At 38.6% G+C, this 25,040-nt stretch carries 17 protein-coding genes and 1 pseudogene; all 18 read left to right on the forward strand.

The features are described 5' to 3' along the window. Window positions 1-6 precede the first annotated feature (6 nt). The 18 genes and pseudogenes from CGC63_RS02905 to CGC63_RS02990 all read left to right on the forward strand — a co-directional run bounded on the left by CGC63_RS02905 (window position 7) and on the right by CGC63_RS02990 (window position 25,021). Window positions 7-2,772 carry a polysaccharide lyase 8 family protein gene (locus CGC63_RS02905; RefSeq protein WP_154965443.1) on the forward strand — a complete coding sequence of 922 codons (2,766 nt, stop codon included), beginning with the start codon at window positions 7-9 and terminating at the stop codon, window positions 2,770-2,772. 214 nt (window positions 2,773-2,986) lie between these two features. After that, entirely contained in the window at window positions 2,987-4,615 is a 1,629-nt protein-coding gene (locus tag CGC63_RS02910) for an extracellular solute-binding protein (protein ID WP_022239224.1), read from the forward strand. Between the two features lie 72 nt (window positions 4,616-4,687). Further along, the gene (locus tag CGC63_RS02915; protein WP_022239223.1) at window positions 4,688-5,617 is read left to right on the forward strand and encodes an ABC transporter permease; all 930 of its coding nucleotides are present in this window, start codon (window positions 4,688-4,690) and stop codon (window positions 5,615-5,617) included. Window positions 5,618-5,630: 13 nt separating this feature from the next. Next, complete coding sequence (locus tag CGC63_RS02920; protein ID WP_004220971.1) at window positions 5,631-6,524, forward strand: carbohydrate ABC transporter permease; 894 nt, start codon at window positions 5,631-5,633, stop codon at window positions 6,522-6,524. Between the two features lie 9 nt (window positions 6,525-6,533). After that, the gene (locus CGC63_RS02925) at window positions 6,534-7,910 is read left to right on the forward strand and encodes a sulfatase-like hydrolase/transferase (RefSeq protein WP_004220969.1); all 1,377 of its coding nucleotides are present in this window, start codon (window positions 6,534-6,536) and stop codon (window positions 7,908-7,910) included. Further along, window positions 7,888-8,871, forward strand: a complete 984-nt coding sequence (locus CGC63_RS02930; RefSeq protein ID WP_052530424.1) for a family 43 glycosylhydrolase — start codon at window positions 7,888-7,890, stop codon at window positions 8,869-8,871. The genes CGC63_RS02925 and CGC63_RS02930 overlap by 23 nt, the downstream gene beginning before the upstream one ends. Beyond that, on the forward strand, window positions 8,843-10,297 hold the full coding sequence (locus CGC63_RS02935; protein WP_004220963.1) for a sulfatase family protein: 1,455 nt from the start codon (window positions 8,843-8,845) through the stop codon (window positions 10,295-10,297). The genes CGC63_RS02930 and CGC63_RS02935 overlap by 29 nt, the downstream gene beginning before the upstream one ends. A gap of 28 nt (window positions 10,298-10,325) precedes the next feature. Continuing rightward, window positions 10,326-11,504: a glycoside hydrolase family 88 protein gene (locus CGC63_RS02940; protein WP_022239219.1), complete on the forward strand. Its 1,179-nt coding sequence runs from the start codon at window positions 10,326-10,328 to the stop codon at window positions 11,502-11,504. 11 nt (window positions 11,505-11,515) lie between these two features. Next, window positions 11,516-12,895: a sulfatase family protein gene (locus CGC63_RS02945; RefSeq protein WP_040351021.1), complete on the forward strand. Its 1,380-nt coding sequence runs from the start codon at window positions 11,516-11,518 to the stop codon at window positions 12,893-12,895. 98 nt (window positions 12,896-12,993) lie between these two features. Continuing rightward, window positions 12,994-14,289 carry a sulfatase-like hydrolase/transferase gene (locus tag CGC63_RS02950; protein WP_004220957.1) on the forward strand — a complete coding sequence of 432 codons (1,296 nt, stop codon included), beginning with the start codon at window positions 12,994-12,996 and terminating at the stop codon, window positions 14,287-14,289. Continuing rightward, a pseudogene (gene tnpC / locus CGC63_RS02955) lies at window positions 14,274-15,497 on the forward strand (IS66 family transposase); the annotation flags it as partial. The gene CGC63_RS02950 and the pseudogene tnpC, both read left to right, overlap by 16 nt. An 81-nt stretch (window positions 15,498-15,578) precedes the next feature. Next, window positions 15,579-17,345 (forward strand): ABC transporter ATP-binding protein, encoded by a 1,767-nt coding sequence (locus tag CGC63_RS02960; RefSeq protein ID WP_004220942.1) that lies wholly within the window; start codon window positions 15,579-15,581, stop codon window positions 17,343-17,345. A 2-nt stretch (window positions 17,346-17,347) separates the two neighbouring features. After that, window positions 17,348-18,967: an ABC transporter transmembrane domain-containing protein gene (locus tag CGC63_RS02965; protein WP_004220940.1), complete on the forward strand. Its 1,620-nt coding sequence runs from the start codon at window positions 17,348-17,350 to the stop codon at window positions 18,965-18,967. 350 nt (window positions 18,968-19,317) lie between these two features. Then, window positions 19,318-20,610, forward strand: a complete 1,293-nt coding sequence (locus CGC63_RS02970; protein WP_004220935.1) for an ABC transporter substrate-binding protein — start codon at window positions 19,318-19,320, stop codon at window positions 20,608-20,610. 93 nt (window positions 20,611-20,703) lie between these two features. After that, entirely contained in the window at window positions 20,704-21,600 is an 897-nt protein-coding gene (locus CGC63_RS02975) for a carbohydrate ABC transporter permease (RefSeq protein WP_172620982.1), read from the forward strand. Window positions 21,601-21,612: 12 nt separating this feature from the next. Further along, window positions 21,613-22,437 carry a carbohydrate ABC transporter permease gene (locus CGC63_RS02980; protein WP_004220932.1) on the forward strand — a complete coding sequence of 275 codons (825 nt, stop codon included), beginning with the start codon at window positions 21,613-21,615 and terminating at the stop codon, window positions 22,435-22,437. 14 nt (window positions 22,438-22,451) lie between these two features. After that, window positions 22,452-23,630 (forward strand): glycoside hydrolase family 88 protein, encoded by a 1,179-nt coding sequence (locus CGC63_RS02985; protein ID WP_004220931.1) that lies wholly within the window; start codon window positions 22,452-22,454, stop codon window positions 23,628-23,630. An 11-nt stretch (window positions 23,631-23,641) separates the two neighbouring features. After that, window positions 23,642-25,021: a sulfatase family protein gene (locus CGC63_RS02990; RefSeq protein ID WP_040351020.1), complete on the forward strand. Its 1,380-nt coding sequence runs from the start codon at window positions 23,642-23,644 to the stop codon at window positions 25,019-25,021. Window positions 25,022-25,040: the final 19 nt, after the last annotated feature.

Raw genomic sequence — 25,040 nt, forward strand, 5'->3', positions numbered from 1 at the left:
AGAAAGATGGAAAGTATCAGACTTATTAAAGGACAAACAGTACAATTAAGAAAACCGGAAAATTTTTCAGATAAGGTATTTGGGAGTACGGGTTTTTTAAGATATGACGGAAATTTTTTGAAAAATGCAGGGTATTATAAAATTAAGAGAGAGTTAAGAGTAGGAGAGGAGGAAGGAGAACGAAAATCAGAGGAAACAAAAGCAGAGCATCTTTTGGAAATAGAGAAGGTATCTGCTCAAGAGATATGCATAAGAGCAAAAAATAAAGGAAAGGTTGCGGTTGTCCTTAAGGATCACACTGGAAAAGAAAAGAAATGGAATGTGGAAATTCTGCATGAAAATCCCAAAAATCTACCAGATGTGTCAAAAGATGATTTTAGAGAAATTCGTTTCAGATGGAAACAATTATTGACCGGAAAAGAGTTAAAAAATACAGAGGAGGGAAGAAAACTCCTAGGAAAGATAAATAAAGAAGCAGAAAATGTATGGAAGCAATACTTCTATAAAGGTCAGGAGACATGTAAGAGTATCCCATGGAAGGAAATCTTGCAGGAAGAAACAGAAATTCCTTACGTAGATGATGCGATACAGTTTGCATCAGCTTTCCGAAAGGTTCAGATTTTATGTAAAGCATATGGAGCAGAAGGTGGACTGCTTTATAAAAATGAAGAATTGTGGCGGGATATTATTCATATATTAGACTTTTTATGTAATCAGTGCTATGTGCCGAAGACTCAGACAAATAATTGGTGGATGTGGGAAATCGGTATCCCAAAGGAATTAATCCCTTCTTTAATTATTCTTTTTGAGAGCCTTACAAAAGAACAGATATGGAGATACACAGAGGGGATTTCCTTTTTTCAACCGGATCCTTTCCATGAGGGAGTAATTGGGACTGCCAGTACTCACGGACAGGGGTACCGCAGGGGTCAGGGTGCAAATATTATTGACTGTTCTACAATCGCAGTGGGATTAGGTGCTTTAAGAGAGGATAATGAGCTGGTATATTTGGGCATGCTGGCATCTGCGGAAACCTTTGTTATTAAAAATGTGAAAGAGAGCAGTGAAATTTCTAAAAAAGGATATGAAAGTGGATTTTATGCAGATGGCTCTTATTTAGATCATGTAAAGGTTCCATATTTAGGTGCTTATGGAATTGAATTTATGAAGGGAGCTGCAAAAATCCCTTATTTACTTTATAAAACCCCATGGAAATATCCGGACTATGTATGGAAAAATTTAGAAACTTATATTATTCATGGGTTCGGAAATGCTATATACAAGGGATGCATGTTGGACTGCCTGAAAGGACGTTCTGTATCAAGACCTACGTGGAGCAATCGGGATATAGGGCGAGAAGCTATGAAAATCAGTGTCAGATTGTTAGATTTTTTGGGAGAAAATGGGAGAAAAACAGTACTTCCCATGTTAAAGGAATGGATTGAGGAGGATAAGGGCTTTTTAGATAGCTTGAAAAATGTGGAAGATATAGACATAAAAGACAGAGCAAAGAAACTGTTAAGCGATACGTCTGTTAGGAGTGAGGTTCCTTCGGTACATAAATTGTATCCTCTTATGGATAGAGTTATTCATAGAAGAAAAAAATATCTTTTTGCAGTATCCATGTATTCAGAACGTATTCAGAATACAGAGATTATGAACCATGAAAATCGCTTTGGCTGGCATCAGAATAATGGTATGACTTATCTTTATGATGCAGATAATCAGTATACAGAAAATTATTGGAATACAGTGAATCCTTTCAGGCTTTCTGGAACTACTGTTGTGCCGGTGAATATAGGAAATGGAAAACCGGATAGTTCGGGTTATGTGCAGGGAGGGGATTTTTGCTCAAAGGAAAGCTGGGTAGGAGGCACTGGGATTGAAAATTTCGGAATTAGTGGAATGGCTTTTTCAGGAAAGGTGCAAACCGTTTCAGGAGATCCGGCTGTTTCTTATGCACCGGATTTAAAAGGGAAAAAGTCATGGTTTATGTTTGAAAAGGAAATCGTCTGTCTGGGTGCGGGAATTACAAATAAAAATGTGGAAATTCCGGTGGAAACGATTATTGAGAATAAGAAGCTTAGAAAAGATGGAAGCAACCAATTTCTGATAAATGGAGAGAGTCCCGATGTTTTATTGAGAAAGGCTGATATAAAGGAATTGGTAAATCGTAGCAAGAATATGTCGGGTACAAGCTTTGAACAGGTGCGTTGGGCACATTTAGAGGGAAATCATTCAACCGGAACCGGATATTATTTTCCGGAAGAAAATACAGAAATCCAGGTTTGCAGGGGAGAGACAACAGGAAACTGGAAAGATATAGGAATGTTTGAAGGGGAAAGTACGGAAAATTATTTGGAGATGTGGGTAGATCATGGGAAAAATCCGGATAATGCATCTTATAGCTATGTGCTGCTTCCGGAAACAAGCGTGGAAGAAACAGAAAATTATGTAAGAGAGCCCAAGATAACAATTTTGGAAAATAGCAGTAAAGTGCAGGCTGTGTATCACAGAAAGCTTGGGATTACTGGAATAAACTTTTGGCAGGAGCAAGGGGGAAGCATAGGCGGAATAACAAGTGATAAAGCTGCTTCGGTTATGTTGCAGGAAACCGCAAAGGGAACATTGAAGATTTCTGTTTCTGATCCTACTATGAAAAACCAGGGAGAAATTCGGATTATGCTGGGAAAGGATACTGTTTTAATCTTCCGTATGGCGGGAAAAAATGGCAGATCATGTCTGGCAGAACTTCCAATACATTCTATTTAGATATTTATTTGTTGAATAAATAGTTCAAAAATGCAAAAAAACGATATAAAAAGGGGGAAAAAGCTAAAATATACAAGAAAATGATATAGTATTCAAGAATATGAGATATACAGATACAAGTCTTTTATTTACAATATAGACATCAAGAAAATGCTGGCCGGCATAAATGATGAAAAAAAGAAGAAGCAATATGTTAAAGCTAAGGAGGATTAAAATGAGAAGTAAGTGGGCTCGTATTGTTAGTATGACTTTAGTGGGTACTATGTTATTGACTGGTTGTGGTGGTGCTAGTGGAGATAAGAAAGAAGACTCCAAGGACGAAAAGAAAGAGGTATCCGATAATTTAAATAAAGAGGGACTGCCGATTTTAAAGGAGAAGGAAACATTCACGATTGCAGTGCCACAGAAAAGTACATTAAAATCAGCGGCAGAAAAGGAATGTGTAAAGGCTGCTGAAGAAGCTACAAATGTTCATATTGAGTGGGTAGAAATTCCAGCTTCCGGTTGGAAAGAAAAAATCAACATTATGTTCAATACAGACAGTTTACCAGATGCGATTATCGGTGCTGTAGATATGGCTAAAAATTATGAGCAGTTAGCAGAATTGGACGATATGTTAAAAGAATATGCGCCAAACACAACAGCATTCTTTGAAACAAGAGATGATTATCCAACAGGTTTATATTCACCGGATGGAAAAATTCATACATTACCAACAGGTGATGAAGCAATCCATAATATTATTGACTCTCAGCTTTGGATTAACCAGAAATGGCTTGATAATTTAGGCTTACAGATGCCGACAACTGTTGATGAGTTTAAAGAAGTATTGATTGCATTTCGTGACAAAGATCCAAATGGAAATGGAAAAGCAGATGAAATTCCGTTTACATTTCGGGATGCATGGGGCTGGGGCGGAACAATCGAAAACCTTTTTGGACCTTTTGGTGTGTTAGAAACAGCTACTCACGTATTTACAAGAGACGGAAAAGTTACTTTTAGTGCAGCAGAGCAGGGATATTATGATGCGTTGACATGGATGAACGGATTATATAAAGAAGGTTTAATTGATAAAGAAGCTTTTACACTGAGTGGAGACCAGTATGCGTCAAGAGGTGCCTCAGGCGATAATTTAGGTGTTGTTGCAGGATATCGTGCAAATGAAGCGGGTGTTGTTAACGAAGCAGATTATCGTGCAGTTCCTGTATTAAAAGGACAAGACGGCACACAGATGGTTGGTATAAACAATGTAACAAAAACAGGCGGTTTTGTAATCAGTAAAAACTGTAAAAATCCAGAAGCTTTAGTTCGCTGGTATGATTATATTAATTCGAGTCTGGAATTAGCGCTTGAGTGGGGACGTGGAGAAGAAGATGTAACATGGAGAATTTTGGAACAGGACGGAGAACAAATTCCACAGTTTATTACAATGGATGAGACAATCTTAAAAGAAAACGGTGGATATCAGTCTAAAGCAGAATATAGAAACGCAGAAAGTTTCTCAGGTGATACACCTTCTCTTTGGAAATACGAATATGCACAGAAAGTAGTAAATGATGAAAATTGTCCACCAGACTATAAATTAGATGCTGTAAATGAGCAGATGCAGTATGGAGTTATGGAACTTCCTTCCGGAACATCTGATCTGGAAAATTCAGAAAGAAGAACAATTTTATTAGCTGATATTGATAACTATCTGAAGAAATTCATTGCAGATTCAGTTATCAATGGTATTGATGAAGGAAAATGGGAAGAACATCAGAAAACGTTGAAATCCCTTAAAGTTGAAGAATATACAAAACTTTGTCAAGAATTTGTTGATTCTTTAGAAACAGATAAATAGCAAAGAAGTACAGTCTGGTACAGTGCTTGTGTGAGTGCAGTGCTGTACCAGATTGTATTTATGGAGGGAAATATGTCAAATACAACAAAAGGAAAAAGAAACGGAAAGTTTCTTCGACACTTAAAAAGAACATGGGTGCTTTATTTGTTTATCGTTCCAATGGTCATTTATGTAATATTATTCAGTTATGTTCCAATGTATGGCATACAGTTAGCCTTTAAAGATTATCGTCCTACAGATGGAATTTGGGGCAGTGCTTGGGTTGGATTAGAACATTTTAAAACTTTTTTTGAATCTTTTCAGTTTAAAGATTTGTTGTGGAATACGTTATCATTAAGTTTTTACTCTTTGATTGCAGGCTTCCCGATGCCGATTATTTTCGCTTTATTCTTAAATTACATTACTAAGAAACGCTTGAAAAAAGCGGCGCAGATGATTACTTATGCACCACACTTTATCTCCATGGTAGTATATTGTGGTATGATTTTAATTTTCTTATCCAGTGATGGTGTTGTAAACCAGCTTTTAATGATTTTCGGTGTTGATCCGGTAGGATTTTTATCCAATCCGGAAAATTTCAGACACATTTATGTATGGTCCGGAGTATTACAGGGTATTGGTTGGGGATCAATTATGTATATTTCTGTATTGACCTCTGTTGGACCAGAGCTTCACGAAGCTGCTACTGTAGACGGAGCCAGCCGTTTCCAGAGACTGCTTTACATCGATATTCCTTCTATTATGCCGACTATGGTAATTATGTTAATTATGAGAGCCGGAGAAATCATGGACTTAGGATTTGAAAAAGCGTTCTTATTACAGAACAGCATTAACCTTGAATATTCAGAGATTATTTCAACTTATGTATATAAAATCGGTATTCAAAACGGACAATTCAGTTATTCAGCAGCTATTGGTTTGTTTAATAATGTAATTAATCTGTTGCTGTTAGTTGTGGTAAATAAAATTGCGAAACGTGTTTCAGATGTAAGTCTTTGGTAGGAAGGAGCAGGCAATGAAAAAGTTTAAAAAAATGAGTAAATCAGATATCGTATTTCTTTTTATTGTTTATGCTACGGTTATTCTGATTTCAGTTATTATTTTATACCCATTGTGGTTTGTCATTATTGCATCAATTAGTGATCCGAATTTAGTTGCCACAGGAGAAGTTCTTCTTTTGCCCAAGGGAATAACTTTTGAAGGCTTCAAGTATATTTTTAGAGATCCTAGAATTTGGTCAGGATATTACAATACCATTCGTTATACAGTTGTAGGAACTATGTTGGCATTATTTATTACGATTCCGGCAGGATATGCGTTGTCCAGAACGGATATGATGGGACGTGGAATTATTATGAAACTCCTGATTGTTACAAAATATTTTTCCGGTGGTTTAATTCCTACTTACTTGGTAGTAAAATGGCTTGGACTTGTAAATACTCCTTATGTATTAATGATTTTAGGCTCATTTTCTGTATTTAATCTGATTTTGTGCAGAACATATTTCTTGAACACAATGCCAATTGAACTGCAGGAAGCAGCAGAGATTGATGGTTGTGGTATTTTTCAGTATTTTATGAAGATAGTCATTCCGTTATCAAAATCTATTATTGCAATTATGGTACTTTACTATGCAGTAGGTCACTGGAATTCATTCTTTAATGGATTGATTTATGTAACAGACAGTGATTTATATCCGTTACAGTTGATTTTAAGAGATATTTTGATTACAGGGCAATCTGTCGATCCTGCCACAGTGGATCCAGAGTCTTTGGAACTGATGAAACAAATCGCAAGAACAATCCAATATGGTGTAATTATTGTATCTTCTTTACCGGTATTAGTGTTATATCCTTTTGTACAGAAACATTTTGTAAAAGGTGTTATGATTGGTTCAGTGAAAGGTTGATGATATTTCATGGAAAATGTATTGATTATACATGTGGATCAGCTTAGACGAGATGTATTAAGCTGTTATGGAGGAAAGGAAGTGCAGACGCCGAATATTGATTTTCTGGCGGAGAATGGAGTTCTGTTAGAAAATTTTTATACACCAAGTGCTGTCTGCACCCCCTCAAGGGGGTGTTTTTTTACGGGAAATTACCCTCATGAAAACGGAGCTTACAGAAATGGAATTCCGGTAAAGCGGGATGTTCATGGATTTGCGGAGGTCTTTGCAAAAGCGGGATATCATACAGGATATCTGGGAAAATGGCATTTAGCGGACCATAAGGAAAGAGGAGATGACTTAGGAGAATACAATCCTCTGGGATTTGAAGATTGGGATTATAAAGTAGAATTTGGACATTGTAAATCGGTTGCTTATGAAAACGGAAAAGTAAGACCGAAAAGAGAAGTAGGAAATGACAAAAGCTATACGACAGACTGGCTTACGGATGAGACAATTAGATTTTTAAATAATCAGCTTAAAAGCACGCAGCCTTTTTTGTTTACAGTGAGTATACCGGATCCCCATCAACCGTTTGAAGTCAGACCGCCTTATGATACCATGTTTGACCCATTAAAAGTAGAAATACCGGAAAGCTTCTGGGAAAAAGAGATACCGGACTGGGCAGAAAGAGATACATGGGGAAGACTACATTATTATCCGTATGGGCTTTTCGAAAGGGAAGGGCACTTGCGTAGGCTGAAAGCTCAGTATCTAGGAGCTGTAAAATGTATTGATGATAATGTTGGAAGAATTATTCAATGTTTAAAAGATACAGGCTTATGGGAAAATACGATGGTTGTTTTCACCACAGATCATGGAGAATATATGGGGGAGCATGGGCTTATGGAGAAAAATAATCTCTATGAAAGTGTATATCACATTCCTTGTGTGATTTCTATGCCATGGAAGAAAATTCAGGAAAGACGCTGCAATACATGGATAAATGTGGTGGATTTTGCTCCTACATTAGCCGGAATGCTGGGAATTCCTTATCCATTTAAGGTACAGGGGAAAGACTTGTCAACATATCTTTTAGAAAATAGAGAAACAGAGCAGATTCTTTATATTCATCCTAGCGATGTGCCGAGAGCAGGAATTCTTACACCGGAATTTGAGCTTGCTTATGTGGGAAAAGGGTGGTGTGAGGAAGAATTCCATGACCATATTTTGTTTGATATGAGAAAAGATCCTCTCCAGATGACAAATGTATTTGGAAAGCCGGAGTATGCCAAAGTACAGAAAATGTTGACAGAAAAATTGAAGCGGCATTTTGAAGAAATCGGTACACCAAAGAAATTTTTGCCAAAGGAAGTATGGACAGTTGAAGAAAAGGACGGGAATTAAAATGAAAAGTGTGTTTCTTCCAAAAGATAATCATGGAGAAATCTTACATGCTCATGGAGGGCAGATTTTAGTAGAAAACGGTATTTATTACTGGATTGGAGAAAACAGAACACAGAGGAATAAAGTTTCCTGCTATAAATCCAAGGACTTTTTAAATTGGGAATTTTGTAATCATATTTTAACTTTGGACTCACAGGTGGAGGACAGATTTTTAGGCAGAGATTTGCGATTGGATATACCGGAGCAAAAGGCTTCTATCGGAATAGGATGTAATATAGAGCGTCCTAAGGTGATTTACAATGAAAAAACGCAACAATATGTGATGTGGGCACATTGGGAGATGCCGGCAGACTATAAACTTGCCAGATGTGCAGTGGCTGTGTGTGATACCATTGATGGGGATTATACATATCTTGGAAGCTTTAATCCAATGGGATATATGTCACGAGATTGTACCCTTTTTGTAGATGATGATAAGTGTGCATATTTTATATCTGCTGCAAGAGATAATCAGGATTTGCATATTTATCGTTTGACAGAGGATTATTTATCAATCGAGAGTAAGGTGTGTACTTTATGGCCGGGAGAATTAAGAGAAGCGCCGGTAATGTTTAAGAGAAATGGATATTATTACCTTTTGACCAGTGGGTGTACAGGCTGGCAGCCAAATCAGTCGTCTTACGCATATTCCCGTTGTATTGACCATGGATGGTCTAATCGTTTTGAGCTGGGAGATGAAACTACTTATCAATCTCAGCCTACAGGTGTTATTAAAACTTATAATTCGGCGTTGAATACAACACAATACTGGTATCTGGGAGACCGTTGGGGTGGCTGTGGGGAAGCATATTTCCAGTCAGAATATGTACTCTTGCCCCTGACATTTTCATCAGATACCGACTTGCATTTAGAGTGGAGGGAGGAGATAGCGCATGAATATTTTATTCATCATGGCAGATGATCAAGGCTCATGGGCAATGAACTGTGGGGGCACAAAAGAATTGTGTACACCTAATTTAAATCGAATAGCAGAAAGCGGAATGCAGTTTCAAAATTTTTATTGTGTATCACCGGTCTGCTCTCCGGCAAGAGCCTCTGTACTTACCGGCGATATTCCTTCTTCTCATGGTGTACACGATTGGATACGAAGTGGAAATATTGATAAAGATAAGTTTGAAGAGGCAGGCAGAGAAAATCCGTACTGGAATGGGTATTCTTGTGAAGACAAACCTATTTCTTATTTAGAAGGAAAAACTACATACACAGATGTGTTAAATGAAAATGGTTATAGATGTGCTCTGGCAGGTAAATGGCATTTAGGTGACAGCGTTTGCCCTCAACATGGTTTTTCCAAATGGTATACCATCGGATTAGGCGGATGTGATTATTTTCATCCGGATATTGTGGAAAATGGAAATATAAAAGTTCTGCATGAGCAGTATGTTACAGAAGTAATTGCAAATAAAGCGATAGAATACTTAAACGAGTTTCAGCATCAAGAAGAACCCTTTTATCTTTCTGTGCATTTTACAGCACCTCATTCTCCATGGGGAGAAGAACAACATCCTAAAAAATGGATGGATTACTATGAAAATTGTGATTTCCAAAGTATTCCTGATGAGGCGGATCACCCGGATTTAACTACAGGACCGGTATTTGGAACTGAAAAGAGAAAAGAAAATCTCAGAGGTTACTTTGCGGCAATCAGTGCAATGGATGAGCAAATCGGAAGGATTTTAGATACCCTTGAAGCAAACGGGTTAAGAGAAAATACTCTTGTTGTTTATACAGCAGATAATGGTATGAGTATGGGACATCATGGTGTATGGGGAAAAGGAAATGGAACGTTTCCTTTCAATATGTATGAAACATCTGTAAAAGTACCATTTCTTATGTCTTTACCGGGGGTAATTCCTCAAGGAAAAAGAGAAGAAACTATTCTTAGCGCATACGACATTTTTCCCACACTTTTAGAGCTTTGTAAGCTCGATAGAAAGGAATGTGAGAAATTGCCGGGCAGAAGCTTTGCATATCTTCTTCGATGGGAAAAGGAACACAAGAAGAGGGACGAAGAAATCGTGGTGTTTGATGAATATGGTCCGGTGCGTATGATTCGCAATCAAGACTGGAAATATATTCATCGATATCCGTATGGTCCTCATGAGCTATATTATTTAACGGAGGATCCGGAGGAAAAAGAAAATTTATACGGACAACCGGAATATGAAAAAATGGTAGTCGAAATGAGAACAAGGTTAAATGAATGGTTTAATAAGTATGCAGATGAAAAGGTAGATGGGGTAAAAGAGAGTGTCACCGGATTGGGACAAATGTGTCGAGCCGGCATTTATTCAGAAAAAACAGATACGTATTATTGTGAAAAATAGTATGATCATGGCGAAAGAGGAGAAAATTATGGCACAGACATTTGAAACCCTTGAAAAATATCAAGGGTGTAGTCAGGAGTTGATTGAACAGGCAGTTTGTCAGGCAACAGATATTGTAAAAGGAAATTTAAAGGATTTTACAGATTTTTTTCAGTCACCAAATACGAAGCAGGGATTTTATTGGCAGACAGAAAACGTAGAATGGACTACAGGTTTCTGGACCGGTGTGGTGTGGCTGGCTTATGAGCTTACAAAAGATGATGAATTTAAGAAAACAGGAGAAGTTCACGTAGACAGCTTCTTAAATCGTATTCAGAAAAAAATCGATGTGAATAATCATGATATGGGATTTCTGTATAGTCTTTCCTGTGTTGCGGCATATAAACTTTGCGGAAATGAAAAGGGAAAAGAGGCGGCAATATTAGCAGCCGATCACCTGCTTACCAGATACAGAGAAAACGGAGAGTTTATTCAGGCATGGGGAAATGTAGGAAATCCAAAGGATTATCGCCTAATTATTGATTGTCTGTTAAATCTTCCCTTATTATACTGGGCAACAGAGGCAACAGGAAATCCGGAATATGCTGAAAAGGCATGCAAGCATATTCATACAGCAATGCAGTGCGTGTTAAGGGAGGATCATTCTACTTATCACACCTACTATATTGATCCGGAAACTGGAAAGCCTTCTCATGGCGTAACGCATCAGGGAAATCGAAACGCCTCTGCATGGGCAAGAGGGCAGGCATGGGGTGTTTATGGTGTGGCTTTGAGCTATCGCTATCAAAAAAATCCAGAATATATTCAGATGTTCCGTGATGTAACCGACTACTTTATTGAGCATTTACCGGATGATTTAATTCCATATTGGGATTTTGACTTTGACACAGGGAGCACAGAACCAAGAGATTCTTCTTCCTCTCCTATTGCGATTTGTGGTATTTATGAAATGCTTCCGTATCTGGAAAAAGAGGAAGCAGAAAAATACTGTATGGCAGCCGATAAAATGTTGCGTGCTTTGATTGAGAGCTGTGCGGTAAAATCCATTGAACAGTCGAATGGACTTCTGTTGCATGGCACTTATGCAAGAGACACCAAAGAAAATACCTGTACGGATAGAGGTGTGGATGAGTGTAATACATGGGGGGATTATTTCTATTTAGAAGCTCTTAGAAGAAGATGTGGAGCATGGAACCCTTACTGGTAAGGAGGAAAATCATGAAGAAAAGACCAAATTTATTATATGTTTTTCTGGATCAGTGGAGATATCAGGCAATGGGGTATGCAAAATCAGATGAAGTGTGTACGCCACACATGGACAGCTTTGCAAGGGAAAGCTTAGACTGCACCGAAGCGGTCAGTACCTTTCCACTTTGTTCTCCTCATCGTGCATCTCTGTTTACGGGAAAATATCCTTTTAGTGTAGGAATGTGGACCAACTGTAAAATAGGATTGAGTGAAGTCTTAATGTTAAAACCGCAGGAAACCTGTATTGGAAATGTATTAAAGGATACAGGCTACCATACAGGTTATATTGGAAAATGGCATTTAGATGCTTCCGAACAGAACTTTGAGAAAAATCCGATTTCCGGGGCAAGTCACTGGGATGCTTATACACCACCGGGGGAAAGAAGACAAGGTTTTGATTATTGGCTGTCTTATGGTGCTTGTGATGAACATTTAGATCCCCATTATTGGGCGGATACACCGGAACAGATTAAGCCGGGTTGCTGGTCGCCGGAATTTGAGACGGATAAGGCATTGGAATATATGGAAGAAAAGAAAAATCAGGCGGAGCCCTTTGCATTGTTTGTCTCTTACAATCCACCTCATCTTCCGCATGAATTGGTACCGGATAAATATTATGAACAGTACAAGGATATGCCGGTGTATTTCAGAGAAAATGTGCCTGAGGAAAAACGGACTCCGGATATGGAAACTATTACCAGACAGTATTTTGCAGCAGTTACCGGTGTAGATGAACAGTTTGGAAGACTTTTAGAGTTTTTGAAAGAAAATGGAATGGAAGAAGATACGATTGTTGTACTTTCTGCAGATCATGGAGAAATGTTAGGTTCACATGGACACATGGGCAAAAATGTATGGTATGAGGAGTCTATCCACATTCCGCTGTATATTCGTCAGAAAGGGCGTCTTGTTCCTGTAAAATATAAGGAGTTAGTAGCAAGTCCAGATCACATGCCTACAATTTTAGGACTTCTGAATATTCCTGTACCGGATACTTGTCAGGGCTTTAATCATGCACCAGGAATACTGGGACAGGAAAATGATGCGCCACAAGATGCGTTTTTATGTTCTTATCCGGGAATGCCGGAAATGGTGGCAGCCTTTGAAAAACAAGGGCTGAACAGTAAGTGTTATGGTTGGCGAGGGCTTCGGACACATACATATACTTTTGTAATAAATAATGGATATGAGCCGGGGGAAAAACAGGTGAAAATGTTGTATAATAATGAAGAAGATCCTTATCAGCAAAATCCCATTATGATTACGGAGCTGAACGAGGAACTTGCAGCAGATTATGAAAAACGTCTGCGGGAATATTTGGATATGCAACAAGATCCATTTCTTATGTAAAAGCGAGAGGCTGTTGCTTAGGCAATAGCCTCTCGCTTGTATCAACGTATTTGAAAATCAAGAGGAAGATTATGGAAAGGTGATAGGTTATTTTTATTATGGCAGATACCCAGCGTACGGATATGCTGGGGTATTACGGAAATTCTGCAATGCTTACACCAAATCTGGACAGACTTGCGGCAGAGGGGATACGATACGATAAAGCCTATACCACACAGCCTGTATGTCAGCCTGCGAGATCTGCGATTTTTACAGGAAGCTATCCTCATTCCTGTGCCGGATGGTCGAACTGTATGGGACTTTCCGATAATGTACAAAGCATTGGACAGCGCTTAAGCGATGCAGGAATTCACACTGCTTATGTAGGCAAATGGCATCTGGACGGCGGAGATTATTTCGGACTGGGCAGATGTCCAAAGGGATGGGACGAAGATTACTGGTATGATATGAAATGCTTCTTGGATGAATTGACACCGGAAGAAAGATATCGTATCCGCCAGATAGAAAGCATTGAAAAATACAACATTACCAAAGATATGACTTACGGACACCGCTGTGCAGACAGAGCCGTGGATTTTATTGAAAAACACAAAGACGAAGATTATTTTCTGGTTATGTCTTTAGACGAGCCTCACGGTCCTTATATCTGTCCGAAAAAATATGTGGATTTGTATAAGGACTACGAGATACCGGTAAAAGAAAATATGAAGGATACGCTGGAGGATAAACCGGAGCACCACAGAATTTGGGCAGGAGACCAATACTTAAAGGCATGTCGTGAAGACTTTAAGCTCAGTCCAAAAGAATTTTTAGGCTGCAATACCTTTGCGGATTATGAAATCGGCAGGGTTTTGGATGCAGCGGCGCAGTATGAGGAAGAACTGATTATTATTCATACCTCCGACCACGGAGATATGATGTACGGACATTCCCTTACAGGAAAAGGACCTGCTTTATATGAAGAAATTACACATATTCCGCTGATGATTAAAGGCTTTGGAAAAGGTGTGGATAAAAATCCAGTGTCTCATATTAACTTAGCGCCTACGATTTTTGATATGTTTGGTGTGCCAATTCCAAAGATGTTTGAGGGAAGAAGTATCTTTGAGAAAGTGAAAAATCCGGAAATACGCTGCAATGACTATGTATTTATGGAATTTGGTCGTTATGAGGTAGACCATGACGGATTTGGCGGTTACCAGCCCCTTCGAGGCGCTTTTGACGGAAGATATAAAATGGTAATTAATTTGATGACCAGTGATGAATTGTATGATTTACAGGAAGAACCGCAGGAAATGAAAAACCTGATTAACGAGCCGGGCTATGATGAAATCAGAAAGAGACTGCATGAGGCAATTCTCAATCATATGTATAATACAAGAGATTGGAAATAGAATTCGGTGTCAATGGGTGGAAACAGTTACCGGATGCCATTTCCAAAAAATATCATTTTGTACCTGCGAGGGTAGAGGTAGAAGAACATCACATCGGTGTGTATGCCAGCAAAACAGATGAGCACATGGTCAAAGCAGACCATCCAAAAGCATTACTGCATGGAAGTTTGGTATCACCATCTCTTGGAGCTGCGATCATCAATGGAAAGTATGTGAATGCAGTTCCTCTCTATCGGTTAGAGCAGGAATTCCAGCGTTATGGCCTGCAGATCACAAGGCAGAACATGGCAAACTGGTGCATACGTTTGGCAGAGGAATATCTATCGATCCTTTATGATCATCTTCATGAAGAATTGTATTTCTATCATGTGATCCAGGCAGACGAGACGCCGGTGCTTGTAAACCATGACGGACGCAAAGCCGGAAGCAAAAGCTGGATGTGGGTATACCGTTCTGGTCATCTGTATCAAGACCGGCAGATTGTCCTGTATGAATACCAGCAGACAAGAAATGCATCCCATCCACGGGAATTCCTGAAAGGATACGATGGCATCTGTGTAACAGATGGTTATCAGGTCTACCATACTTTAGAAAAAGAATTGGAAGAACTGACCATTGCTGGATGCTGGGTGCACTGTCGCCGCAGATTTGATGAAGCTTTGAAGCTGATTCCCAAACCATCCCAAAAGGAATCCAATGCATTTCTGCTGATGAAACAGATTCAGGCAATCTATCGGGAAGAAGGGAAATTGAATGACCTTTCTTCTGATGAACGACTTAAACAGCGACAGGCGGTTATCAAACCTCTTGTGGATGCTTTTTTTGCGTACCTGAAAACCATAAATGTGTCCAAAAAGGACAAATTTGGTGATGCCGTTAGATATGCACGAAATCAGGAAAAATATCTCCGGGTATTTCTTACAGACGGAGATGTTCCGATTGATAATAATGCATCCGAAAGGGCAATCCGAGGTTTTTGTATTGGAAAGAAGAATTGGCAGATGATCGATACGATTCATGGAGCCAAATCTTCCGCAATTATTTACAGTATTGTAGAAACTGCAAAAGCCAATAATCTGAAACCTTTTGATTATGTGCAGCATCTCTTGGAAGAGATTCCGAAACACATGAATGATAAGGACTGTTCTTTTCTGGAAGATCTTCTGCCCTGGTCAGAAAAACTTCCGGCAGGGATTCGCAAAGCTTAAATATCGGTGGCTGCAAAGCAGCCGCCTAAAAATGTCAAGGTACTCGCTATTTTGCGTTTACGGAACTTTAGTGAAGATTAAATGAAAAAAATATTAAAGCTGTATTTAAATAAGGAAAAGGATAAGGCGAAGATGGGGAAACAAGTTATTAAAGATTGGAAGCCAATTTATAAAATAGCAGAAGTATCAGGAGTTTTTCTTGGTGGAATTATGCTGGTACTTATATTTAGAGGCGGGTTTGATGTAATGGAAACGTGGCTACTGCGTATGCTTATAGATGCTGCAAAAGAAAATCAAGCCATCATAGGCATGTGTATATTTTTGGTTTGTTTGATTTTAGCAGAAGGTATCATGGGAATTATATCTGGAATGTGGATTGGTAGGACTGTAATAAAAGGAAGAAAAAAAATTCAGGTGTATTTAATGAATAAATTACTGGATTGTCCTCATAGTACTCTTTCAGATATGGGAACAGGAGAAATTTTGACACGTTTGCAAACAGATAGCCGCCAATGTGTGGAAAGTATCCGATACTTTTTACAGACGGTGGTGTATGGGGGGATTCTTTTCATTTGGCCAATTATTATCTGCTTTTTTATAAGCTGGCAATTAACTCTTTTAAGCATCCTTATGGTTCCGCTTATTTTTGTTTGTGCAAAAAAATTCAGTGTCAAGATTGGTGCTGCTTCGGAAGAATTACAAAATAAAGAGGGAAAAGCAAATAAAATATTTCAAGAATGTGTTTGGCAGATACCGACAACAAAAGCATATTCTGCCCAACAAGAATGGACTGGTTATTTAAACCAAACATTTTGTGAATTATATCGGGCAAAAAATAAAAAAGTGTTTTCTCAGTTGGTTTATGAGCCGTTTTTAAATATTATTCAGATACTTCCTCAAATTGTAATTATAGCAGTGGGCGGTTGTTTGCTTATACAGCATAAAGTTACAGTAGGAGATTTATTACTGTTTACTATTTTTTTAGGCTATATTACAAATGGAATGATGGGAATTCCACAATGGTTGGCACAGTATCGACAATTTTCAGGACACAGAAAAAGAATTTTTGAAATTCTGCAAATTCCATTTTTTTCGGGGAAAGACGTGGAAAAGGAAGAAAAGCCGGATATTATTTTAAACAGTATGGAGTTTATGTATGCTAATAGAAAATTCGGGATAAGCGATATTTCAGTAGAAATCGAAAAAGGAATGCATGTTGCCATTGTAGGAGAAAGTGGATGTGGTAAAACAACATTGTTGAAAACCATTGCCGGTTTAAATAGACCGCAAAAAGGAGAAGCATTTGTATTGGGCTATGATTTATTTCAATGCCGGCCGGAACAACTGTATTGTCATTTAGCATTAGTGTTGCAGGACACGTATTTGTTTCCGGGAACAATCAGAGAAAATCTGATTGCCGGAAACAGGAATATTTCTTTGGAGCAATTAGAAAATGCATGTAAAAAAGCTAAGATATGGGAATGGATTTGCAAGCTTCCGAAAGGACTTGATACAACTCTTTCGGAGTTCTCCAGTAATATTTCAGGAGGACAAAAGCAGCGAATTGGTATTGCAAGGGCAATTTTGCGTAAAGCAGATGTATGGCTTATAGATGAACCTACCAGCTCTTTAGATTATCAGACTGCTCAGGATATTTTAAATAATCTTAGGGATATTACCCGTACATATACGACGGTTACAGTTACTCATGATATGAGCAATATGTCAGAGTATGATTTTATTTTAGTTATGGAAGATGGAAAATTGGTGCAAACAGGACCCCACTTTGAATTGTTGAAAAAAGAAGGTGTTTATGCAAAACTCTATGAAAAGGAGAGAAATGAATAGAAATGGGGAAAATACAGTTATTTGAAAAAAAACACAAGCTGGCGTTGGGGTGTGGATATGTTCTCTATCCATTAGCAAAATGTGGCTCTACCTTACTTTTGGCATCTTTATTTAGCCAAGTGTTTGCCCTTATTACAAATTCCAAAAACCAAAGACAGTTTCTTAGTTTAGTAGCGATAAATCTTCTTTTGGTGGCAGGCTGCATTTTTTTGATGGTTATTTCCAAGTGTATTATTCAAATTTTTTTGAATAAAGCAATTATAGGATTGAAAAAAAATTATGTGACTCATTTGCAAAATATGTCATTAAAAGAATTGCAGGGACAGCATAGTGGACATTGGCTGTCAATTTTAGAAAAAGATATTCAAAAAGTAGAAACATTTTTGGGAACGACAATGATACAGTCTGTTTTGCCCATTGTCATAGGTGGAGTTTGTATTATTTCTATTTTTTTGAAAACATGGCAAATTGGTATGGTAGTTTTAATATTGTCGGTGTCTTCTCAGATAGTAAATAAGTATTATGGAAAAAAACATCGGTATTATCAACAGACAATTGCAGAAGAGGAAGAAAAAATACAGGAATGCGAAACGGATTGTATTGCAGGAGAGGAAACAATTCGTGTATATCAATTAAAAAGCTTTGTATTAGACAAGGTAGAAAAATTATTTTGTAAAGTAAATGAAAAAGAAGATAAATATCTAGAACAAAGAACGCTACATTATTTTATTAGCGGAATTTTAGGAAGCTTAACAATGCTGACACCGATTGCTTATGGCATGTTGCTTGTTTCCAAAGGGGAGTATGAGATTTCAGAAATTATGTATAGTGTTCAGCTTTGTGGAAATGTGGGTTGGTTTTTGGGAAGTATTGCTTCTTCTATAGAAGAAATCAGTAAATACAAGGTTTCTTATAATCGCATCAAACACGTAATAGAAACAGAAGAAGATCAAGTCTGCTTTGTAGAGGAAAAAGAGAAAGGCTACGTGCTAAAAGCAGAAAAGTGGTCAGTGGGATATGGTGATGTAAAAGTTATAAATGAGATTAATTTTCAGGCAGAGAAAGGAAAATACATTGTTATAGCAGGGGAATCAGGAAAAGGCAAGAGTACTTTGCTAAAAGGGATTAAAGGGCTTTTGAAGTCAACAGGAAAGTTGTCATGTAATTTTGAAAATGGAAAATCCGAAGGAGTATTTAACAGTGAAATGATTTATGTCCCTCAAAACGTTGAGCTGTTTGAGGAGTCCTTTTTAAATGTTCTTACATATTGGAAAGAAATACCAATGGAAGAAGTAGAGTTATGTTGTAAAAGATGCTGTATTCACGATTTTATTCAAAAGCAACCGAAGGGGTATGAAACAATGATAAGAGAACGAGGAAGTAACCTTTCAGGCGGACAAAGGCAGAGGCTTGCTATTGCAAGAGCATTGCTTAAAAAGCCTCAAGTATTGTTGTTAGACGAGGCAACTTCTGCTTTAGATGAGAAAACGGAAAGACAGCTTTTTAAGAATATAAGGGAAGCTTATCCACAGATGACAATATTATCTGTTACTCATAGGCTGGGAGAAATGGAAAATGCAGATGAAGTTTGGAAGATGGGAGATAATGTAAAACGTATATAATAGAAATCAATATGTAATGTATGTATATAGGGAGATACTGGCAGAATATAAACTTGCCAGATGTATAGATGCCGTGTGCTTTTCAAAATGGCATATCATAGGGGTGAGTGGCCGTGATTATTTCCATCCAGATATTGTGGAGAATGGTAATATAATAATACACATAAAATTCCCGAAAACTTTATGAAAAATGTAAAAAAGTAATAAAATATGAAAAAAGTACAAGAAAAAATACACCCATATATAGATAGTAATAGAAATAGATAAATAATTCATTTATGCAAACGTGGATTTTTGGTACTCTATATTTACAAAAAACAACGGAACATTTTTCGTAAAGGAGGAGAATTATGAAAGCAAGAAAAGTAATTGCAATGGGAATGATTGCTGCCATGTCAGTAGGTATGCTGGCAGGCTGCGGCGGAGACAAAAAGGATGACAAGAAAGAGGATGGCGGAAAGAAAAAACTGACAATCTCTACGTGGGATAACGACACATCACCACAGTTTAAAACAGCCGTTGATGTATTTAAGGAAAAACATCCTGACGTAGAAATAGAATTTGTGGATACAGCAGCAAACGAATACAACAACAAGCTGACTGTTATGCTTGCCGGAGGCGATCCGGATCCTGACGTTATCTTCGTAAAAGATATGGGAACACAGATTAGCATGCAGGAAAAAGGCCAGATTGAATGTCTGGACAAATACATAGAAAAAGATAAATTAGATTTATCCATCTATAACGGAACAGCAGAAGAGCTTCAGATTGACGGAAAACAGTATACACTTCCATATCGTTCTGACTGGTACGTGCTGTATTACAACAAAGATTTGTTTGACAAAGCAAACGTTCCTTATCCAAGCAACGACATGACATGGGATGAATACGAAGAGCTGGCACGCAAGATGACAAGCGGCGAAGGAAACGAAAAAATTTACGGAACACACAATCACAACTGGATGGCTTTAGTATGTAACTGGGCAATTCAGGATGGAAAGAACACATTAGTATCTGATGATTACAGCTTCTTAAAACCGGCTTACGAGCAGGCGCTGCGTATGCAGAAGGACGGAATTCTTCAGGACTATGCAACAATTAAAACAGGAAACTTACATTACTCAAGTGTATTCCAGCAGCAGCAGTGTGCAATGATGCCAATGGGAACATGGTTCATCGCAAACTTAATTCAGGCACAGAATGCAGGTGAGATTGACTTTAACTGGGGATTTGCAACCATTCCTCATCCGGAAGGCGTAGAAGCAGGAAACAGCGTTGGCGCTGTAACACCGGTTGCAATCAATGCAAACTCCGACCAGAAGGATTTAGCTTGGGAATTTGTAAAATGTGCAACAAGCGTAGAAACAGCTGAAAAGCTTGCTGAACAGGGTATTTTAACTGTTGTTCAGAACGATACAATTATGGAAAAAGTAACTTCCGTAGAAGGCTTCCCAGAAGGCTGTGCAGAGGCACTGGAATTAAAAGGTATGGTATTCGACAGACCACTGGATAAAAACATTGAAAAAATCCGTAAAGCAGTGGAAGAAGAACATGACTTGATTATGATTGGCGAAGAAAGTATTGACGACGGACTTAAAAATATGACAGATCGTGTAAAAGAGATACGTGAAGCCAATCCGTGATAAATAAAAATAACAAGGGACAGGGCTTTCTGAATGTAGAACGAACACAGACGGAAAGCCCTGTGTTCTGGAAAAGGAGAAAAGGATATGGCAATGACAACAAAACAAAAAAGAGTCATAAAAAGTAATCTGATTGGATATTCATTTATTTTACCGAACTTTATCGGGTATTTCCTGTTTATCTTTGTTCCGGTGGTATTTTCTTTCGTACTCAGCGTTATGAAATGGAACGGTTCTTCCAATACACCAATGGAATTTGTAGGTCTTGAGAACTTTGTACGTTTGATGGATGACTCCACTTTTAAAATGGCTGTGGGACATACCTTCTACTATGCAATCTTCACAGTACCCCTTACAGTTGCGGCAGCGCTTTTAATCGCAGTTTTGCTGAACAGCAAAATCAAAGGAATTGTTGTTTACCGTACTGCATTTTTCTTCCCTTATATTGCTTCTCTTGTAGCAGTAGGTGCAGTGTGGAACATGCTTTTCATGAAGGACGTAGGTCCAATTAATGAATTTTTAAGAGCAATCGGTATTTCCAATCCTCCGGGATGGGTGGCATCTGTAAAATGGGCGATGCCGGCAATCATTATCGTAAGTGTTTGGAAATACATGGGATATTACATGATTGTATATCTTGCAGCTTTGCAGGGGATTTCAAAAGAGCTTTATGAAGCAGCCAGTCTTGACGGAGCAACAGGCTGGAAAAAACTGAAATATATTACAATTCCGATGTTAAAACCAACGACATTCTTTGTTGTAATTATGTTGACAATTCAGTGCTTCAAGGTATTTGACTTGATTTACATTATGACAGGCGGCGGTCCCGGACGTGCAACACAGGTTATGGTAAACCACATTTATGACGCAGCGTTTACAAACTTTGAATTCGGATATGCAAGTGCAAGTGCTATCGTATTATTTGCAATCGTGCTTGTAATTACATTAGTCCAGTTCAGAGGTGAGAAGAAATTCACAGAGTGGATGTAAAGGAGTGACAATATGAAAGCAGAAAAAAGAAAAAAAATATTGATTTATATAGGTTTGACATTTCTGGCAGTATTGATGATTATTCCTTTTTACTGGATGTTGATTTCTTCTGTAAAGCTGAATAAAGACGTATTCAGTATTCCAATGGAATGGATACCGAGAAGTTTTCACTTTGAAAACTATCAGGAAATCTGGGAAAAAATCCCACTTTTGACATTCTTTAAAAATAGTACAAAACTGACAGTAATTACAACCATTATCCAGTTGGCAACAAGCTGCTTTGCAGCTTATGGATTTGCAAAGCTGGAGTTTAAGGGAAGAGATTTCCTTTTCCTTGCTTATGTAACGACAATCGCTGTTCCATGGCAGGTATACATGGTTCCTCAGTTTACTATGATGTCCAAATTCGGTTTAAACAATACACATATCGGATTGATTATGCTTCATGCCTTCAGCGCCTTTGGCGTATTCCTTATGAGGCAGTTCTTCCTCAGTATTCCAAAAGAGCTGTCGGAAGCGGCACGTATTGACGGACTTGGCGAATACGGTATTTTTGCCCGTGTGGTATTACCTTTAGCGAAACCCGGTATTGCAACCTTAACTATTTTTACTTTTGTAAACGTATGGAACGATTTCATGGGCCCATTGATTTACTTAAACAGTACAGAGTTAAAGACTATTCAGCTTGGTATTCGTATGTTTATTTCTCAGTATGCCGCTGATTATGCTCTGATTATGGCAGCATCTGTATGTGCTCTGATACCGGTAGTAATTATCTTTATTGCCTGTCAGAAATTCTTCGTAGAAGGTGTTGCAGCAAGTGGTATCAAGGGCTAAAAAAGGAGAAAAATATGGCACAGACATTTGAAAACCTTGAGAAATATCAGGGGTGCAGTCAGGAAATGATAGAACAGGCAGTTCATCAGGCAACTGCTATTGTAAAAGGTAATTTAAAGGATTTTACAGACTTTTTCCAGTCTCCCAATACAGAAAATGGATTTTATTGGCAGACAGAAAATGTAGAATGGACCACAGGTTTTTGGACCGGTGTGGTATGGCTGGCTTATGAGCTTACAAAGGACGAAGAATTTAAGAAAACAGGAGAAGTTCACGTAGACAGCTTTTTAAATCGTATTCAGAAAAAAATTGATGTGAATTATCATGACATGGGATTTCTTTACAGTCTTTCCTGTGTTGCGGCATATAAGCTGTGTGGAAGTGAAAAAGGAAAGGAGGCTGCTATTTTGGCAGCCGACCACCTGCTCACCAGATACAGAGAAAACGGAGAGTTTATTCAGGCATGGGGAAATGTAGGAGATCCAAAGGATTATCGCCTTATCATTGACTGTCTGTTAAATCTTCCTTTATTATACTGGGCAACAGAGGTTACAGGAAATCCGGAATATGCTGAAAAAGCATGCAAGCATATTCATACGGCAATGCAATGTGTGTTAAGGGAAGACCATTCCACTTATCATACCTACTATATTAATCCGGAAACAGGAAAACCTTCCTATGGCGTAACCCATCAGGGAAATCGAAACGGCTCTGCATGGGCAAGAGGACAGGCATGGGGCGTATACGGTGTTGCGTTAAGCTATCGTTATCAGCAAAATCCGGAGTACATCCAGATGTTCCGTGATGTAACCGATTACTTTATCGAACATTTACCGGAAGACTTAATTCCATATTGGGATTTTGATTTTGACACAGGAAGCACAGAGCCAAGAGACTCCTCTTCCTCCGCCATTGTTATCTGCGGTATTTACGAAATGCTTCCGTATCTGGAAAAAGAAGAAGCAGAGAAATATGGCATGGCAGCAGATAAAATGCTGTGTGCTTTAATTGAAAAATGTGCGGTAAAATCTAAGGAACAGTCCAACGGTCTTTTGCTGCACGGCACTTATGCCAGAAGCTCCGAAGAAAACACCTGCAAGGACAGAGGTGTGGACGAGTGTAACACATGGGGCGATTACTTCTATTTAGAAGCCCTCCGAAGAAGATGCGGAACATGGAACCCTTACTGGTAAGGAGGGAAATCATGAAGAAAAGACCAAATTTATTATATGTTTTTCTGGATCAGTGGAGATATCAGGCAATGGGCTATGCAAAGGAAGATGAAGTGTGTACTCCCCACATGGACAGCTTTGCAAGGGAAAGCCTAGACTGCACAGAAGCAGTGAGCACCTTCCCCCTTTGTTCTCCACACCGTGCATCCTTGCTGACGGGAAAATATCCTTTTAGTGTAGGAATGTGGACAAACTGCAAAATCGGATTAAGCGAAATTTTAATGTTAAAGCCACAGGAAACTTGTATCGGAAACGTGTTAAAGGATACAGGATACCACACCGGATATATCGGAAAATGGCATTTGGATGCTTCAGAGCAGAATTTTGAGAAAAATCCTGTTTCAGGAGCAAAGGATTGGGATGCCTACACTCCACCGGGAGAGAGAAGACAGGGATTTGACTACTGGCTCTCCTACGGCGCATGTGATGAGCATTTAACTCCTCATTACTGGGCAGATACACCAAAGCAAATCAGACCGAACTGCTGGTCACCGGAATTTGAGACGGATAAGGCGCTGGAATATATGGAAGGAAAGAAACAGCAGGAAGAACCCTTTGCTCTGTTTGTTTCTTACAATCCTCCCCACCTTCCCTATGAGCTTGTGCCTGATAAATATTATGAAAAGTACAAAGATATGCCGGTACATTTCAGGGAAAACGTGCCAAAGGAAAAGAGGACTCCGGAGATGGAGACCATTACCAGACAGTATTTTGCAGCAGTTTCCGGTGTAGATGAACAGTTTGGAAGACTTTTAGATTTCCTGAAGGAAAACCACATGGAGGAAGATACCATTGTGGTACTTTCAGCCGACCATGGCGAAATGTTAGGTTCTCATGGACGTATGAGCAAAAATGTGTGGTATGAGGAGTCTATCCACATTCCATTGTATATCCGCCAGAAAGGGCGTCTTGCTCCTGCAAAATATAAGGAGCTGGTAGCAAGTCCCGACCACATGCCTACACTTTTAGGACTGTTGGATATTCCTGTGCCGGATACCTGTCAGGGCTTTAATCATGCGCCGGGAATACTGGGACAGGAAAATGATGCGCCACAAGATGCGTTTTTATGTTCTTATCCGGGAATGCCGGAAATGGTGGCAGCCTTTGAAAAACAGGGGTTGAACAGTAAGTGCTATGGCTGGAGGGGTATTCGGACACATACACATACTTTTGTAATAAATAATGGATATAAACCGGGAGAAAAACAGGTGAAAATGTTGTATAATAATGAAAAAGATCCTTATCAGCAAAATCCTATTATGATTACGGAGCTGAACGAGGAGCTTGCAGCAGATTATGAGAAACGTCTGCGGGAATATTTAGATATGCAGCAAGATCCATTTCTTATGTAAAACGAAGAGGCTGTTGCTT

Source organism: Blautia hansenii DSM 20583 (genome assembly GCF_002222595.2).
Taxonomy (GTDB): Bacteria; Bacillota; Clostridia; order Lachnospirales; family Lachnospiraceae; genus Blautia; species Blautia hansenii.

Excerpts from the sequence above, each read along its gene's own strand:
- CGC63_RS02925 (WP_004220969.1), top strand. The coding sequence starts at position 6,534 with ATGGAAAATGTATTGATTATACATGTGGATCAGCTTAGACGAGATGTA.
- CGC63_RS02960 (WP_004220942.1), top strand. The coding sequence starts at position 15,579 with ATGAAAAAAATATTAAAGCTGTATTTAAATAAGGAAAAGGATAAGGCG.
- CGC63_RS02915 (WP_022239223.1), top strand. The coding sequence starts at position 4,688 with ATGTCAAATACAACAAAAGGAAAAAGAAACGGAAAGTTTCTTCGACAC.
- CGC63_RS02985 (WP_004220931.1), top strand. The coding sequence starts at position 22,452 with ATGGCACAGACATTTGAAAACCTTGAGAAATATCAGGGGTGCAGTCAG.
- CGC63_RS02920 (WP_004220971.1), top strand. The coding sequence starts at position 5,631 with ATGAAAAAGTTTAAAAAAATGAGTAAATCAGATATCGTATTTCTTTTT.
- CGC63_RS02940 (WP_022239219.1), top strand. The coding sequence starts at position 10,326 with ATGGCACAGACATTTGAAACCCTTGAAAAATATCAAGGGTGTAGTCAG.
- CGC63_RS02910 (WP_022239224.1), top strand. The coding sequence starts at position 2,987 with ATGAGAAGTAAGTGGGCTCGTATTGTTAGTATGACTTTAGTGGGTACT.
- CGC63_RS02990 (WP_040351020.1), top strand. The coding sequence starts at position 23,642 with ATGAAGAAAAGACCAAATTTATTATATGTTTTTCTGGATCAGTGGAGA.
- CGC63_RS02970 (WP_004220935.1), top strand. The coding sequence starts at position 19,318 with ATGAAAGCAAGAAAAGTAATTGCAATGGGAATGATTGCTGCCATGTCA.
- CGC63_RS02905 (WP_154965443.1), top strand. The coding sequence starts at position 7 with ATGGAAAGTATCAGACTTATTAAAGGACAAACAGTACAATTAAGAAAA.
- CGC63_RS02965 (WP_004220940.1), top strand. The coding sequence starts at position 17,348 with ATGGGGAAAATACAGTTATTTGAAAAAAAACACAAGCTGGCGTTGGGG.
- CGC63_RS02980 (WP_004220932.1), top strand. The coding sequence starts at position 21,613 with ATGAAAGCAGAAAAAAGAAAAAAAATATTGATTTATATAGGTTTGACA.
- CGC63_RS02975 (WP_172620982.1), top strand. The coding sequence starts at position 20,704 with ATGACAACAAAACAAAAAAGAGTCATAAAAAGTAATCTGATTGGATAT.
- CGC63_RS02950 (WP_004220957.1), top strand. The coding sequence starts at position 12,994 with ATGGCAGATACCCAGCGTACGGATATGCTGGGGTATTACGGAAATTCT.
- CGC63_RS02935 (WP_004220963.1), top strand. The coding sequence starts at position 8,843 with ATGAATATTTTATTCATCATGGCAGATGATCAAGGCTCATGGGCAATG.
- CGC63_RS02945 (WP_040351021.1), top strand. The coding sequence starts at position 11,516 with ATGAAGAAAAGACCAAATTTATTATATGTTTTTCTGGATCAGTGGAGA.